The organism is Bacillus sp. UNC437CL72CviS29, assembly GCF_000482345.1.
Lineage (GTDB): Bacteria > Bacillota > Bacilli > Bacillales > Bacillaceae_G > Bacillus_A > Bacillus_A arachidis.
Genome location: NZ_KI535303.1, coordinates 593,049 through 609,870 on the forward strand (window position 1 = coordinate 593,049; position 16,822 = coordinate 609,870).

At 35.9% G+C, this 16,822-nt stretch carries 12 protein-coding genes and 12 tRNA genes; all 24 read right to left on the minus strand.

Going from position 1 to position 16,822, the window contains the following annotated elements:
• Positions 1 to 53: 53 nt before the first annotated feature.
• A complete protein-coding gene (locus M014_RS0124065) occupies positions 54 to 1,112 on the minus strand; it encodes a sensor histidine kinase (protein WP_026593978.1) in 1,059 nt (352 codons plus the stop codon).
• A complete protein-coding gene (locus tag M014_RS0124070) occupies positions 1,109 to 1,822 on the minus strand; it encodes a response regulator transcription factor (protein WP_026593979.1) in 714 nt (237 codons plus the stop codon). Before M014_RS0124070 ends, M014_RS0124065 begins: the two co-directional genes overlap by 4 nt.
• Positions 1,823 to 2,381: 559 nt before the next feature.
• Entirely contained in the window at positions 2,382 to 3,941 is a 1,560-nt protein-coding gene (locus tag M014_RS0124075; protein ID WP_026593980.1) for a flotillin family protein, read from the minus strand.
• Between the two features lie 12 nt (positions 3,942 to 3,953).
• Entirely contained in the window at positions 3,954 to 4,502 is a 549-nt protein-coding gene (locus M014_RS0124080; RefSeq protein WP_026593981.1) for an NfeD family protein, read from the minus strand.
• A gap of 286 nt (positions 4,503 to 4,788) precedes the next feature.
• A complete protein-coding gene (gene yhbH / locus M014_RS0124085) occupies positions 4,789 to 5,964 on the minus strand; it encodes a sporulation protein YhbH (protein ID WP_026593982.1) in 1,176 nt (391 codons plus the stop codon).
• Between the two features lie 676 nt (positions 5,965 to 6,640).
• A complete protein-coding gene (locus M014_RS0124090) occupies positions 6,641 to 8,536 on the minus strand; it encodes a PrkA family serine protein kinase (protein WP_026593983.1) in 1,896 nt (631 codons plus the stop codon).
• 396 nt (positions 8,537 to 8,932) lie between these two features.
• The gene (gene trmL / locus M014_RS0124100; RefSeq protein WP_026593984.1) at positions 8,933 to 9,421 is read right to left on the minus strand and encodes a tRNA (uridine(34)/cytosine(34)/5-carboxymethylaminomethyluridine(34)-2'-O)-methyltransferase TrmL; all 489 of its coding nucleotides are present in this window, start codon (positions 9,419 to 9,421) and stop codon (positions 8,933 to 8,935) included.
• 58 nt (positions 9,422 to 9,479) lie between these two features.
• Positions 9,480 to 10,367: an amidase domain-containing protein gene (locus M014_RS0124105; protein ID WP_026593985.1), complete on the minus strand. Its 888-nt coding sequence runs from the start codon at positions 10,365 to 10,367 to the stop codon at positions 9,480 to 9,482.
• 47 nt (positions 10,368 to 10,414) lie between these two features.
• Positions 10,415 to 11,557, minus strand: a complete 1,143-nt coding sequence (gene queG, locus M014_RS0124110) for a tRNA epoxyqueuosine(34) reductase QueG (RefSeq protein WP_026593986.1) — start codon at positions 11,555 to 11,557, stop codon at positions 10,415 to 10,417.
• A gap of 208 nt (positions 11,558 to 11,765) precedes the next feature.
• Positions 11,766 to 11,839, minus strand: a tRNA-Gly gene (locus M014_RS0124115).
• Positions 11,840 to 11,953: 114 nt separating this feature from the next.
• The gene (locus M014_RS0124120) at positions 11,954 to 12,607 is read right to left on the minus strand and encodes a DsbA family protein (protein ID WP_026593987.1); all 654 of its coding nucleotides are present in this window, start codon (positions 12,605 to 12,607) and stop codon (positions 11,954 to 11,956) included.
• A 190-nt stretch (positions 12,608 to 12,797) separates the two neighbouring features.
• On the minus strand, positions 12,798 to 13,574 hold the full coding sequence (locus M014_RS0124125) for a transglycosylase domain-containing protein (RefSeq protein WP_026593988.1): 777 nt from the start codon (positions 13,572 to 13,574) through the stop codon (positions 12,798 to 12,800).
• A 785-nt stretch (positions 13,575 to 14,359) separates the two neighbouring features.
• The gene (locus tag M014_RS0124130) at positions 14,360 to 15,079 is read right to left on the minus strand and encodes a YebC/PmpR family DNA-binding transcriptional regulator (protein WP_017149848.1); all 720 of its coding nucleotides are present in this window, start codon (positions 15,077 to 15,079) and stop codon (positions 14,360 to 14,362) included.
• Between the two features lie 696 nt (positions 15,080 to 15,775).
• Positions 15,776 to 15,857: transfer RNA gene (locus tag M014_RS0124135), tRNA-Leu, on the minus strand.
• A gap of 10 nt (positions 15,858 to 15,867) precedes the next feature.
• A tRNA-Cys gene (locus M014_RS0124140) sits at positions 15,868 to 15,938 on the minus strand.
• Between the two features lie 10 nt (positions 15,939 to 15,948).
• Positions 15,949 to 16,023: transfer RNA gene (locus tag M014_RS0124145), tRNA-Gly, on the minus strand.
• 5 nt (positions 16,024 to 16,028) lie between these two features.
• Positions 16,029 to 16,103: transfer RNA gene (locus M014_RS0124150), tRNA-Gln, on the minus strand.
• Positions 16,104 to 16,216: 113 nt separating this feature from the next.
• Positions 16,217 to 16,292: transfer RNA gene (locus M014_RS0124155), tRNA-His, on the minus strand.
• A 15-nt stretch (positions 16,293 to 16,307) separates the two neighbouring features.
• Positions 16,308 to 16,381 (minus strand) — tRNA-Trp (locus M014_RS0124160).
• A gap of 14 nt (positions 16,382 to 16,395) precedes the next feature.
• A tRNA-Tyr gene (locus M014_RS0124165) sits at positions 16,396 to 16,479 on the minus strand.
• Between the two features lie 10 nt (positions 16,480 to 16,489).
• Positions 16,490 to 16,565: transfer RNA gene (locus M014_RS0124170), tRNA-Thr, on the minus strand.
• A gap of 15 nt (positions 16,566 to 16,580) precedes the next feature.
• A tRNA-Phe gene (locus M014_RS0124175) sits at positions 16,581 to 16,656 on the minus strand.
• Between the two features lie 9 nt (positions 16,657 to 16,665).
• Positions 16,666 to 16,741, minus strand: a tRNA-Asp gene (locus tag M014_RS0124180).
• 3 nt (positions 16,742 to 16,744) lie between these two features.
• A tRNA-Met gene (locus tag M014_RS0124185) sits at positions 16,745 to 16,821 on the minus strand.
• Between the last annotated feature and the right edge of the window lies 1 nt (position 16,822).

Below are 16,822 nucleotides of genomic sequence, written 5' to 3' on the forward strand. Positions count from 1 at the left end.
CAACAAAGCTTTCATTTCTCTCTCATAAATGTTACAAAAGTCTTTCAACCGCCTTATTTCTTTTCTGATATAACAGGGAGAGTAAACCAAAATTCACATCCCTGTCTTCCATCTGGACGATCCTGAACACCAATTTCCCCATTGTGCATTTCAACTAGCGATTTTGCAATGGCGAGCCCAAGTCCAGATCCTCCAGATTGTGAACTTCTTGATGGGTCTGTTCTGAAAAAACGATCGAATATACGTAATTGGTCATCGGAAGAAATCCCTTCTCCTTCATCACGCAGAGTGAATTTGACTTGTTGTTTCTGTTTATTTTCCTCTACAATTAACTCAATTGTTCCAAACGTAGGAGAATGCCGAATCGCATTTTGTAACAAATTCCCTATAACTCGTGCTATTTTACATGGCATAATCCAAAGTCGTGGCAATGTATCCGCAACTTGCAATTGCAACTGAATATCTTTTTCCTCTAGTAAAATTGAATGTGAATCTAGTACTTTTAATAGAATGCTATCTACATGTGTTAAATTTGGCTGAAATGCTTCTTGTCCAAGTTCTAACTTAGAAAGATCGAACAAATTATTAATTAATCCACTTAATCTTTGTATTTCGTTTAGAATTGTCGTTAAGTACTGCATTTTCATGTTAGGTTCCTCAATTAAACCATCCTGTAACGCTTCTATCATCAATTGTATACTAGCTATAGGAGTTCGTAAGTCATGGGAAATATTCGCAATTAACTCTGTACGTGCTTTCTCCCCTTTTTCTAACTTAGTAAAGCTTTCTTCTAATTTTTTAGCCATTTGTTGAAAAGCTGTCGCTAATTCCTTAAATTCTTCTGGTTCTTTTCCTATTATGTACATCGTTCCAAATTGCCTATCACTAAACTGTTGGGTTAATGCAATCAAATTTTGAATAGATCTCATAATAGGACGTGTCATTAACCAGTAAATAATCGTTGAAACAATCATTGCTACAATCACAATTCCTATTAATAATTTTGTTTGTTCCGGTCTAAGTAACATTCGCCTTTCACTGTACCAAATAAAAATTAACATGATACTTGTACTTAATAGATTCATCAATAACAATTGATTACGTAATTTCATGCTTGACTTCCTTCCTCTGGCTCAAAGCGATAACCAATGCCCCAAACTGTATGAATCCAACGGCTCTTTGTTGTATGCTTCTCTAATTTTTCACGTAAGCGACTCATTAACACAGTAACTGCATTTGTACATCCTTCATACTCAAAACCCCAAATTTGTTCAAGAAGTTGAGAACGGGAAAATACTTGTTTTGGATGTTTTGCCATTAGATAAAGTACCTCAAATTCTTTCACAGTTAGCTCGATTTCATGTTCACAAACAAATACACGCCTTTTTGTTGGACAAATCTTCAAATCTAAAAACTCTATCATTTCCGATACCGGTTCTTGTGTTTGTGGTGTTACATAATTTCCTCTTCTTAATATAATTTGTACCCTTAATACTAATTCACGAGGTGAAAACGGCTTTGTCACATAATCATCCGCACCCATTGTTAATCCTAAAATTCGATCTCTTTCCTCTCCCCTAGCTGTTAACATAATAATAGGGATATTAGAGTATTGACGAATTTCCTCACATAATTCCCAACCATCTTTTTTCGGCATCATCAAATCTAAAATAATTAAATCTGGTTGATATTGCTGAAATACATCCCAACCTTCCGTTCCATTTACAGCGGTGTATACTTCGTATCCTTCTCTTTCCAAGTACCGTTTACATATGTCTCGGATATTATCTTCATCTTCTATGATTACAATTCTCTTTTTCATACATTAAATCTCCTTAGTTCCTTATAAAAACTGCGATAACAACACACTAAATAAAATTATACTTTTACAAAATAGTGCTGATATAATTAGCCTTCCTAAGTTATTTCTTGCTTCTTATCAACTTTAAAGAATGTTAAAAATAAAAATGGGTACAAAATATTTTTTATATGACCATAAAAATGTTTGAATTACTCTATACACAACAGTTCATCCTATTTGTAATCTCACTTGAAATAAGCTTGTTTAGTAAAAGGTAGTAATCTTTCCATACTTGTATATCTCTGCTTTCAATTTCCTCATCTTTCTAATCCTCCTAATGTTCTTGTAGCAAGTTATGTAACGAATTATAATTAAATATATTTTAATGTAGTTTAACACATAATCATTTCTCCATTAATCTGTATTTACTTTATTCAAATTAAATTTAACTAATTGAAGGAATTCATTCATCAATTGTTTTCACTGATATCATCGAATATAATTCCGCTAGAAATATATGTAGTATATTCTCTTTGCATTAGATCCTAAAAAGGCCCCTAATGCTAGGGGCCTTCCGCTTTTATTTTTCAGTTTTCTCGTTTTCTTCCACTACTTGCACAACAGGCTTCTCACTTACCGCTTGCTGCACAGTACCTTTTCCAGCAAAGCTTTCTAATAGTTCTTTTAAGTCAATACCAGAAGAAGCTTTTAATGTTTCTTGCATCGTTGCCATTAGATCCGTTGCGTATCCTGCCACTTTTCCAGCGCCGCTGTTTTTTCCACCGCCGCCTGTATCAACAACAGTAATTTTATCAATATTGCTAAGTGGGCTTGCAACTTCTTTCGCATAGCTTGGAAGCATTTTAAGAACCATATCCATAATTGCTGCTTGCCCATATAATTCAAATGCTTCCGCAATTTTTTGTTTTGCTTCTGCTTCTGCTAAACCTTTTAACCTAATAACATCCGCTTCCGCTGTACCTTGCGCTTTTTGAACTTCTGCCTTTGCTTGCCCTTGTGCCTTTTCAATTTCGGCTTTTGCTAAACCTTCTACACGTACTTCTTCCGCACGTGCCTTTGCTTCTGCCTCAATCTTATATTGATCTGCATCTGCTTTTTTCATTTGTTTTACTTTTTCGGCTTCCGCTGATTGTTCAACTGCATAACGATCTGCATCTGCTTTTTTCTTTACTTCCGCATCATATTGTTTTTCACGACGCGCAATTTCTTTTTCTTCTAATTCAATTTGTTTTTCACGCTCAATAATTTTAACTCGCATTTGTTCTTCTGTAACGCCTTGTTGTGCTTTCGCCTGCTGTAATTCATACGAAAGGTCCGCATCAGCACGAGCTTGCTCTTGCTCTCTCTTATACGATTGTACTTTTAATTCTTTATGCTTTTCAGCCTCAGCAATTTGTGCATCACGTTGATATTCAGCTTCTTTGGCTTCTTTTTCTGCACGAGCTTTTTCAATACGTGCTTCTTTTTCACGCTCCGCATTCGCAATTGTTGCATCACGTTTCACTGTTGCGATTTGCGGTTGACCTAAAGCATCTAAATAACCATTTTTATCCATAATTTCTTTGATCGTAAAGGAGACAATACGAAGTCCCATTTTCTTTAAATCTGTCGAAGCAACTTCATGTACTTTTTGTGCAAATTGCTCTCTATTGCTATAAGCATCCTCCACTGTCATTGAAGATAAAATAGCACGTAAATGACCTTCTAACACTTCTTTCGCTTCAATCTTTAACTCTTCTGTTTCTTTTCCTAAATACTGCTCAGCCGCTGTCGATACTTCTTCAATTGTTGAGCCTACTTTAATAATAGAAACACCATTTACTGTAACTGGTACCCCTTGTTTTGTATACGTATCACGTGTTCCAACCTCTAATTTGTAGTTTAATAAACTAAGAGGTTCTGCTCGTTGCATAATCGGTACGACAAAAGTACCTCCACCACGAATAATTTTAATTTTCTTTCCATCATCTGTTGTAACAACGTTCTTTCCGCCTCCAAGCCAGTTCCCGGTGACAATCAATGCTTCATCTGGACCAACTGTACGGTATTTTGTAATAAACACCAAAATAAGTAAAAGTAAAATTGCGAGTAGTACACCACCGATAATTAATGGAATCATTCATATTCCCCCTTATAGCTTTGGTTTTTTTAAAGAATAAGCGATGTTTTTTACAAGCAAAACACCATCTTGAACTTCCTCAACCATGACCTCTGTTCCTTGTAAAATATCTTTCTTTCCAATTGACTTAGCTGGTATCGCATTGCTTCCAAATTGCGAAGAGACTAATACTTCTCCAAATCCTTCCTTTGGTATTGTAATAATCACTTCTCCCTTGCAACCAACAAATTCATCCATACGTTGCACTGTATTTTGTTCAGCTTCTGCAATTGGTTTTAAAATCAATATCTTCATTAGAAAAACACCAATAAAGGATATACCAAAAGAGAGACTAAAAATAACAATACTATTCAAAGAAAATAAGTACTCACCTATATAACTAAACCCACAAAGCATTGCAAGGAAACTGAGTAGCAACGTTACAATGGATATAGATCCCCCTCCGAAGCTAAATATGGATTCAAATATATCTCCAAAAAAGATATAAATAACAGTAAGTATAGTAGTAATAATAAATCCATATAAATAAATTATTTCAAGTGGATAACCAAACAATGTCATGCCTTATCCTCCTTTCACCATTGCTTCTCTCTTTCTTATATGTATGCCTCACCTCTTTCAAAAATTATATTTCGTAATTTTCAGTTATTTCCTCTTAAAAGAAAAACCTGTACGACAGGCTGCTTAAAAAAGAACAGGAGGAGCCTATGGTGACAGGCTCCTCCTAGAAAATAACCGTTATATTATATATCTATATAATATACTATTTTACATAAAAAGTAAAGTTATATATATATTTCTATTTAACCCAAATCTTATTTACAATAAAAACCCCTTAAAAAAGGGGCTACGCCATTTTCTCACCTGATTCTTCTCTAAAAAAGCTCTTCATTGCATGGAATACATCAGCTTTCTGTTTTAAAATGTAGTACCTGAAATTCTCATCTTTAATATTTTTATAAGCTGACATAAGTGTACTGTGACGATTATACTGATTTACTTCCCCATACCCAAACATATTACATACCTTCATCAATTCTTGCACAAGCTTCACACAACGAGCATTATCTGATGTTAAGTTATCTCCATCTGAAAAATGAAATGGATAAATATTATAGCGATCCGGTGAATACTTTCCATCTATAAGCTCAAGTGCTTTTTTATAAACAGAGGAACAGATTGTTCCACCACTTTCTCCTTTTGAAAAAAACTCTTCTTCTGTCACGACCTTCGCTTCTGTATGGTGAGCAATAAATTCTATATCTACTGTTTCATACTTTGTACGTAAAAATCTTGTCATCCAAAAGAAAAAGCTACGTGCCATATACTTCTCCCAAATCCCCATAGATCCACTTGTATCCATCATTGCTAATACAACCGCTTTTGAATCTGGCTTCAACACTTCATTCCACGTCCGAAACTTCAAATCTTCTTGACGAATCGGATGAAAAGCAGGCTTGCCATTCATGGCATTTCGTTTATAAGCTGATATCATCGTCCGTTTTTTATCAATATTTCCCCATAATCCTGTTTTTCTAATGTCATTAAATTCAATATGTTCAATACGATTTTCATCCATTTCTTTCCGCTTTAAGTTAGGTAGCTCCAGCTCTTTAAAAAATGCTTGCTCTAATTCTAAAATAGATACTTCTGCCTCATAATAATCTTCCCCAGCTGCATCTCCTGCACCTTGCCCTTTTCCTGGTCCCTTTTGCTTTTGGCCACTTGATCCATCTTTTGCAACCACATCGCCAACTTTACTATCACCAGTTCCTTGCCCAACATGTTTATTCTTATCATAGTTATATCTAATTTTATATTCATCTAAAGACCGAATTGGTATTTTAACAACGTCCCTACCATTAGACATAACGATACTTTCTTCTGTCACAAGGTCTGGTAAGTTATTCTTAATTGCCTCTTGCACCTTTTCTTGATGGCGTTGTTGATCGTCATGTCCTTTGCGATGGAGGGACCAGTTTTCCTGTGAAATTGTATAATTTGGTTGATTTTCTTCGCCCATCCTTTTCCCTCCTTACTGTAATTTCCCTTATTTTCTCTAATAAACAGTAATATACGGATTTGAGGTTATGATGTAGCAACAAAAGTAGTTACAAAAGATCTGTTCATTAGAATTTACTTTTTCCAGAATCATAAGGCACCATAGTTTGTTTACATATTCCCCCGAACTTCCTTAACAAGACTTTAACATCCATTTTAAATTGAAATTTCTTTAGCTGATAAGAAAGAAACACAATTCATTGTTGCACACTTCTTCACTCTGCAACATATTGTATTGTGTTGGCTTTTTCTGTATGAATGGTTGGTTACTCTATCATATGCATATTGCAAAAATAATTGACAATAAATTCATAAAATTGCGCCTTAATTTATTATGTTTGGACAAGCCTATAGGAAACATTCACGATATAAATACAGATTGAAATACCGACCCAAAACCTAATTTGTAGTAGGAAGAGAGCATCCTGCCGAGCGTAGTAGCGGTCGGTTCCTTATTTGCCCCATTCCATATAAAAACAAAGGAACGAAATGAGTGTTGACTTTCTTTTGTTTACATAGCCGCAATTTAGATATTGGAAAATCAAAATGGATTTATATAGTGGGGGTTTATCACTTCAATCAGATAGATACAAAAACGCTGCCTCTGGTTTCATAAGAGACAGCGTTTTATTATCAAACTATCGATTCAACAAGCTACCTACATAGCGAAGCAATTCATTCGCTGATGAAGAATTATAGCCATGTTCATCGATTAGGCGTGCTACAACATCATTAATTTTCTTCAGCTGATTTTCGTCTGGTGTTTTAGTCGATGTTGTAATTTTCACAACATCTTTCAGATCAGCAAATAATTTTTTCTGGATTGCTTCGCGAAGACGCTCATGTGAGTTGTAATCAAAACGTTTCCCTTTACGTGCATACGCAGAAATGCGGATTAAAATTTCTTCTCGGAATGCTTTCTTCGCATTTTCTGAAATGCCAATTTGTTCTTCAATAGAACGCATAAGCTTTTCATCTGGACTCATTTCTTCGCCTGTTAATGGATCCCGTAATTTTGATTTATTGCAATATGCTTCAACGTTATCTAAGTAATTATCCATAAGCGTCTTAGCTGATTCTTCATACGAATACACGAATGCCTTTTGGACTTCTTTCTTAGCAATCTCATCGTACTCTTTCCGTGCTAATGAAATAAAATTCATATAGCGTTCACGGTCTTCGTTGCTAATAGATGGATGCTGATCTAACCCGTCTTTTAAAGAGCGCAATACATCCAGTGCATTAATCGATGGTACTTCTTTTCTAATAATAGTAGAGGAAATACGGTTAATAACATAACGTGGATCAATACCACTCATACCTTCATCCTGATATTCACGTTGTAACTCTTCTACATCAATTGCATTATAACCTTCGACCATTTCTCCATCATATAAACGCATCTTTTTAATTAAATCAATATCTGGGCGCTTCGGATCCTTCAAACGTGTTAAAATCGTAAACATTGCTGCGACGCGAAGTGTATGCGGTGCAATGTGCACATTTGAAACATCACTTTCATAAATCATCTTTTCATAAATATGTTCTTCTTCACTAGCTCGTAAATTATACGGAACCGGCATCACAATAATTCTTGAATGTAAGGCCTCATTTTTCTTATTGGCAATAAAAGAGCGATACTCTGTTTCATTCGTATGGGCTACAATTAATTCATCCGCTGAAATAAGTGCAAATCTCCCCGCTTTGAAATTCCCCTCTTGTGTAAGTGATAATAAATGCCATAAAAATTTCTCATCACATTTTAACATCTCTTGAAATTCCATCATGCCACGGTTTGCTTTATTCAGCTCTCCGTCAAAGCGATATGCACGCGGATCTGACTCTGAACCATATTCTGCAATTGTTGAAAAGTCAATACTTCCTGTTAAATCCGCAATATCCTGTGATTTTGGGTCTGAAGGACTGAATGTACCAATTCCTGTCCGGCGATCTTCAGAGAAGAAAATCCTTTCTACAACTACATCTTCAATTCTTCCACCATATTCTTTTTCTAAACGCATTACATTTAATGGTGACAAGTTCCCTTCAATTCTTACACCATACTCATCGTAAAAATCGTCACGTAAATGATGTGGTATTAGGTGAAGAGGATCTTCATGCATCGGGCAACCTTTTATCGCAAAAACGGCTCCGCGATCTGTACGCGAGTATGTCTCTAATCCTCGTTTTAACATAGTAACTAACGTTGATTTACCACCACTAACTGGCCCCATTAATAATAAAATCCGTTTTCTAACATCTAAACGTTTCGCAGACGGATGAAAATATTCTTCTACAAGACGCTCTAATGCATCTTCTAATCCAAATAGCTGATTGCTAAAAAAGTTATATTTTCTTCTACCTTCTACTTCCTCAATACCAGCATCTTTAATCATATTGTAAATGCGAGAGTGTGCAGTTTGAGCCACCCATGGTCTTTCTTTAACAAGCTCCAAATACTCCGCAAACGTACCTTCCCATTGTAAACGTTCTTCTGCTTCTCGATGTTGTTCAATTTTCTTTAGAATATCCATTATAGCTCCTCCCCCATCTCCTTGTTCAATCGGATTATTATAAAAGGTATGCGAGGATGTCCTTAAACATTCTTTAAATCAAAATGAAATCTTCTACAAACATTATAAATTTCATTCCAAAGTTAAAAGAAAATTCGGTATAATGAATTTATCAGGGAACTTCTCCCTCATTTTCACAAATATCTCTTCTTTACTTCCACAGAATCTACATAAACTCCTGACCAAATTAGCTAAAATACGAAGAAGGAGGATTCATATGAAATTATTATTAATTTTAGGTGTATCACTTACATTTCTTACTGCAATTTTCACTTCAGGTTATAATGATAAACCTGGTACAAACAAAAAGTGATGAGCCTAGGCTCATCACTTTTTGTTCTCTATCACATACAACTTTTAATATACAATTTCCAAATCTAAACCTGGAAAATTTTGTTGACGAAATGCTTCATAAATTAAAATTGCTGCTGTATTGGATAAATTTAAAGAACGCACTTTGTCAGTCATTGGAATGCGTAAACAATGATCAAAGTTTTCTTCGATTACGTTTGCTGGTAATCCGTTTGTTTCTCTTCCAAATACAAAATAATAATCCTTCTCAGGCTTACTATAATCAAACGCTGTATGTGCTTTTTCGCCATACTTTGTTAAATAAAAGAATTCACCGTCACTATTTTTTTCATAAAATTCTTCAATCGAATCATAATACGTAATTTTTACGTGCTGCCAATAATCTAGGCCCGCACGTTTTAACATTTTATCATCCGTTGAAAATCCTAATGGCCTAATTAAATGTAATTCTGTCCCAGTAGCTGCACAAGTACGTGCAATATTCCCTGTATTTGCTGGAATCTCTGGTTGATATAAAACAACATGTACTCCCACGTGATATTCACCTCAATCTTTTGTCTACTACGTATTATACCACTTGACTGAAAAATCTCTACCCATTAATAATATGAAAAAATTTATATTTCATTTGTGGCGTATATTTACTGGAATCTTCATAATTCCAATACCGCCTGCGACTATTAGCAGAGTGGGCATTTACAAGCGGCATGCCGTCTGCATCTTTGGCTACAACTATTGTTGTGTGATTCCATCTGCCATCATCTTCAAAATCATAGACAATTATATCACCAAGTAAAAGTTCTTCTGGTTTTTCTACCGCTTTAGCCCGAAGTCCTGTTGTAGCCCCCGATAAATACCAATAAAATGAATGAGCAACAGCCCAGCTCCAGCTCCATTGATTCTCCCTTTGCCACCATCCTTTACGAATGTTAGGATACCCAGTCATTGGTGTTTCACCAGCATGTAAACACTGTGAAATAAAATTCGTACAATTATCAGGAAAGTTACGATACAATGGATTCCGATCATCCCACCAACGCTCTGCATATTTGACAGCTTCTAATCGATTATATTGATTAGAAGCATAATTTCCTTTCGTTATCTCACGCTCTAATGTTTCGCCTTGAACTTTCACTTCTTTTGCCTCTATATCTTTATCTTCTACAATACGCCCATCTTTCAGATAAATACGCCGTTCTAATTGTTCTTCTTCCATATAAAATAATTCATGGTGATGAACTAAATATTTCAAATGAACTTGATAATCTACTTCTTGATATTGCTCACTATTCAATTGTCTTATAAAAGATACATCTGCTGTTGCTTTTACAATTTCAGCATCACGGTTTTGAAACAAATTTCTTTTTCGCTGTAGTACCTGTAGTAAATCAGCCGGAATCTTATCAACACTTGCACGTTTATTTGTAATATACGCTAAAAATTGTTGCATCTGTTGTTCAATCTGTTTCTTTACCAACATAGGCCTCTCCCTCCCATATTACACAATATGAAAAAAAGAGGTATTATCTACTGTTTTTTCTCAGCTAACATTTCAAGACCACGATTCATCTCATGAAGAACTTCTTCATCCTTCTCACGTCCCATCGCATTTTCAATTGCTTCTTTTGTATCTTCACCACCAATTTTCCCTAAAGCCCATGCTGCTGTCCCTCGAATTACAGGTCTTGGATCATCTTTCATAACACCAATTAAATCAGGAATTGCTGTGGTTTCTTTAAAATGAGCAAGAGCTAAAATCGCATTTCGTTGCAATGGTTTTTTTCCGCGCCATGATCCAGACATAATGCCATATTTTTCTTTGAAATCTCGATTACTTATCGTTAATAATGGCATTAACAGTGGTTTAACAAGCTCTGGATCCGGCTCCATCTCTGGATGGTTATGAAAATCCATCCCTTTGTTCTTTGGGCAAACCGTTTGGCATGTATCACAACCGTAAATACGATTTCCAATTTTATCCCGATATTCTTCTGGAAGAAACCCTTTTGTTTGCGTTAAAAAGGCAATACATTTTTTAGAATCTAATTGTCCACCTTGTACAAGTGCACCAGTTGGACAAATATCAATACACTTTGTACAGCTTCCGCACTGATCTTCTATTGGTTTATCCGGTGGAAACGGTACATTCGTAATCATTTCACCTAAATACACATAGGAGCCAAATTCTGGCGTAATAATGGAACAGTTTTTACCACTCCACCCAATACCAGCACGCTCTGAAACCGCACGATCGCTCAATTCTCCTGTATCAACCATTGATTTCACTTCTATATCTGGGAGCCTCTCGATTAAATACGCCTCTAATTTTTGCAGGCGATCTCGTAAAACAAGATGATAATCTTGTCCCCAAGAAGCACGGCAAAAAATACCACGTCGTTCTCCTCGTTTACTTAACGGTGCATTTTTCAACTTTGATGGATATGCTAATGCAATTGCAATAATTGATTTTGCTCCTGATAATAATAACTGTGGATTTGTTCTTTTTTCAATATCAGGCTCTTCAAAACCAGACTGATAATTTAATTGTTGCTGCTGAATTAAACGCTGTTTTAATTCTTCAAATGGTGAGGCACTCGTAAAGCCTATTTTATCTATTCCAATTGTTTTACTATACGCTATTACATCTTGTTTTAATTGCTCAAAATCCATGCTTGGCCTCCTTCTACGATGAATACATATCCTCATCAAACAAGTAATCACCTACTGATGGTTAGCAATTCACTTCGTCATCATAGTTCTTAATTCTATTTTCGTATAAAATCTTCATTTCCAAACATTAAAAAACGCAATGCCCCGTTTATCTTAGAAACGAAACACTGCGTTGATCACAATTTATTATGAGATATAAAATGAAATTTGGAGCGGGTGAAGAGAATCGAACTCTCGACCAGAGCTTGGAAGGCTCTTGTTTTACCACTAAACTACACCCGCAAATATGAAAAAATATAATTTATCTGAATAACTTATGTAAAGTAGTATAGCACGTCCCAAAAGCCTAAGCAAGAATTTTATCGAAAAAAGTCGAAAAAGTGATGAGTATACTCATCACTTTTTCAATTCCTTATCAATTGCCTTTTTTATACTGTCATAATCTGGATTCGCAAGATTTCCGTTTACATATACTGAAGGCGCACCTTGTACTTTCAGTTTTTGTGCACGGTCTGAATCTTTGCGTACTTTCTCTTGAATTTCTTTGCTATGTAAATCTTTTTTAAACTGATCTACATTAACTTTCGGAAGTTTTTCCTTCACTATATTAAGAAGTAGTTCTTCTGTAATCCATTTTTCAGTATCTTTCTTCTGACTTTGATAAATTTCATCATAGAATGTCCAGAAGGATTCTGGGTCCTGTTTATAAATTGCCTCACCAGCAGCAGCACCTAAATCAGAATCTTTTCCGATAAATGGGAAGTTAATGAAATAAAACTGTACTTTATCTTTGTTAATATACTCTTCTTTTAAACGAGGTAATACAGTCGCATCCCAAGTCCGACAAGCTGGGCATTTAAAGTCTCCAAATTCTACAACCTTAACGGGAGCATCTTTCTTCCCTAAAGATTGCTGGGTAGAATAAGCAAACATCTCATCCCCTTTATCTTTTTTATCATTTATGATACTGTACGCAATTGTCCCGATTACAATCAATACTGCGATAGAAAAAACTATACCAAGAGCCATGATTTTATTTGATGATTTCATATACATTCCTCTTTAAATTTATATTCTGTATACATTGTTGTACACATTACACATAATATCAATACTTATACAGGTCATGCAATGAACACGCTCACATAATTTCCAAAAACATAACAAATGTGTCAATATTGTGTCTCCTCTTTGGCTATTCTATTCAAAAAAGCGAAGTTCTCTCTATGGAACTTCGCTTTTAGCTTACTGCCTTATTACGGGCTACTTTTTGCAACGAATGCTTCGTTGCAATATCATGACGAATTACTAATTTTTCACCAATTGCTTGCATATATTCAGCATGGCTAATGTATCCTTCTCGTTCCATTAATTTCAAAACGACATTTCGTCTTTCTACTGCTTTATCATAATTCTGAGCAGGAGAATAATAAGCAGGAGCTTTCACAACAGCGGCCATCGTTGCACTCTCACTCAATGTTAATTGATTTATTCTTTTACCAAAGTATAGCTGGGATGCTTTTTCAATCCCCCACGCACCTTCTCCATAATAAATATTGCTTACATATAATTTTAAAATTTCCTCTTTAGTAAATGTACGCTCAATTTTTTTTGTATAAAAAATCTCTTTCCATTTACGAGAAAATGTACGTTCATTGGATAAAAAGGCATTTTTGGAAAGCTGTTGTGTAATTGTACTTCCGCCCTGTACAATACCACCAGCTTTTATATTTTCAATAGAAGCTCGAACAATTGCTATATAGTCTAGACCATTATGGTGATAAAACCTTTTATCTTCTGTCGCAATAAATGCCTGAGCCAGAGATTCTGGCATCTCTAATTTAGCGGGTACATGTAGCTTACTAATATCACTTCGTTCAATCATTACATTTCCAATTAATAATAATGTACAACTAAGTAGTAATAATAAAATAATAGCTTTATAAAGAAATTTTGAAATTGGATTGAATAAAACCTTTTGATGATAGTTAACCCTAGATAGTACTCGTTCTTTCATCGTTCACACCTCTTTTCTTTGCAGCTTATAATAACCCTTATATTAAGAATACTGTTTCTTAATGCAATCACCAATTGATTTCTCTTACACTTACCTTACAATGTTGTAAGCTATAAAATACATATTCTATCAGAAAAAGTAGCAAGCTTCTATATACATCCCAATTAAAAAACGACATAATACCTTCTTTTTAGTTTGGAGAGAGAATCCGGCCATATATAGAAGCAGCCAGTACTTTTTAGCTCTATGGCACTTGAAAACAAAGGGGGAAAAGAGCGGATGTTCCTTTTTATTTTCATGGCCGCGGCTTATATGTCATAAAATCAAAATGGATATAATATATTCAGATGAATTGCTTTAAAATCACATATCCATCCTTCTTCTATTATATCACCTGACAAGTTTTTAGTTTTAGTCCGTCCCTTGCTAACCTTTTTTCTACAGTATTTCTAAAAAAATGAATATAATACTCCACTTTGAACAATATAAATATAACACCAAACAAACGTTCTTACAATCAATATGACCATGCATACTTTTTACTCTACTATCTTATCTAGTCTTACCGATTAAACAACATACTAGACGTTTTTAATTCCACAATATATTTTAAAAAGGACAAATGATTTGATAACCCCTCAAATCATTTGTCCTTCTTAAATTAATAATAACTGAAATAACCTATAATCTTCCTATCAAATCATAAAGATCTATTCTCCATGTCTCATATGGAATAAAAAAAGAGACTCTCTGCTCTAAATAACAAAAGGTCTCTTTTTCATATATTATTCCCCTAAATCTACATTGTGGTAGACTTGTTGAACATCTTCTAAATCTTCCAATGCATCAATCATTTTTTCAAATTGTACTTGTGCATCTTCTGAAAGTGTTACATCACTTTGTGCAAGCATTGTTAGTTCAGCAACTGTGAATTCTGTAATACCAGCATCCTTAAGCGCTGCTTGTACCGCATGGAACTGATCAGGCTCAGCATAAACGATAACTGCCTCTTCTTCTTCTAAAATATCACGTGCATCTACGTCTGCTTCCATTAAAATTTCAAGCACTTCATCTGCAGTTTTTCCTTCAAGTCCAATAACAGCTGTCGCATCAAACATATATGCTACAGATCCATTTACACCCATATTACCACTGTTTTTACTAAACGCAGCACGTACATCTGCTGCAGTACGATTCACGTTATTTGTAAGTGTATCTACAATTACCATAGATCCGTTTGGTCCAAATCCTTCATAACGAAGTTCGTCATAATTTTCTTCTGAACCACCTTTTGCTTTTTCAATTGCACGGTCAATAATTGTTTTTGGCACACTGTACGTTTTTGCACGCTCAAGTACAACTTTTAAAGCTTGGTTTGATTCTGGATCTGGCTCACCTTGTTTTGCTGCTACATAAATCTCACGTCCAAATTTAGCGTATACGCGACTTGTATTTGCATCTTTTGATGCTTTTTTGTCTTTAATATTATTCCATTTACGACCCATTCTGTTCCACTCTCTTTCACGTTTAAATCTACATAAAAAATATTAATATGAAATATAATGTTTATTCAACACTTTTTCAAAATAAATACAAAAAGTTCATTATCGACTCACATTATTGACATAATATACATCGATATAATTTAGTTCATTCCCAAATTATATTATACCTTAATTCTATAATTCATTACGAGTTTAACACTCAAATAACATGATTTTACAGTGTAATGTTGTTTAGCACAAAAGTCATTTTTCAATTATACTGTTCACGAATAACAGGATAAAGTGAAACTTTAATCAGTGGGGGGGCTTAATCCCCCGCTGATTATTAGCCCTCACCAATCGGGCTTTTACGGGCAATTTATCTCCTACCTAACTTCTTAAAGAAAAGTAGAAGTCGCTCGTGCAGAATGTGAGGAGGATGGAGCTTCTGACGTAGAGGTGTTTTCTGCCTCGCAGGAAGAAGCGAAAACATCAAACATTCTAGCCACTGGAACTGGACAATGCTTTCGCTGAGTTTTGAGGTGGGAGTATTACTGCCCGCAAATAGCGGGATAAAAATTCCACCTATATATTACGCTCCCTTATAATTGCTCACGTACACGATTCGATGCACACGCTCTCCTATTATTTTGCTATGCTAAAAAATCAAAAAAAGACTTTAACATTTCTGTTAAAGTCTTTTTTCACGTTATTTGATACCGATGGTCGGGGTCGAACCGACACTCCCGAAGGAACACGATTTTGAGTCGTGCGCGTCTGCCAATTCCGCCACATCGGCATAATAAGAAAGGCGGCAACCGGATTCGAACCGGTGGTAAAGGTTTTGCAGACCTCTGCCTTACCACTTGGCTATGCCGCCATATTAAATTTGGAGCGGAAGACGGGATTCGAACCCGCGACCCCAACCTTGGCAAGGTTGTATTCTACCACTGAACTACTTCCGCAAAAATGGCTGGGCTAGCTGGATTCGAACCAGCGCATGACGGAGTCAAAGTCCGTTGCCTTACCGCTTGGCTATAGCCCATCGAATTACTAATACACTATATGTTTACAATTCTTATTTTATTACAATTAATATTTAAGTAAGACATTAAATATCTTATCATAGTTAAATTAATTTGTAAATTTTTAAAAAAATGGGGCGACTGATGGGAATCGAACCCACGAATGCCGGAGCCACAATCCGGTGCGTTAACCACTTCGCCACAACCGCCATGTTGTATTTATTTGGCAGGGGTAGTAGGAATTGAACCCACACCGGAGGTTTTGGAGACCTCTGTTCTACCTTTAAACTATACCCCTATATAAAATGTAAATGGTGGAGGGGGGCAGATTCGAACTGCCGAACCCGAAGGAGCGGATTTACAGTCCGCCGCGTTTAGCCACTTCGCTACCCCTCCGAAACTTACATGGTGCCGGCTAGAGGACTTGAACCCCCAACCTACTGATTACAAGTCAGTTGCTCTACCAATTGAGCTAAGCCGGCGTATTTATTTAAAAATGGTGGCTCGGGACGGAATCGAACCGCCGACACGAGGATTTTCAGTCCTCTGCTCTACCGACTGAGCTACCGAGCCAGAAATAAATGGCGGTCCCGACCGGGGTCGAACCGGCGATCTCCTGCGTGACAGGCAGGCATGTTAACCACTACACCACGGGACCATTTGGTTGCGGGGACAGGATTTGAACCTGCGACCTTCGGGTTATGAGCCCGACGAGCTACCAGACTGCTCCACCCCGCGA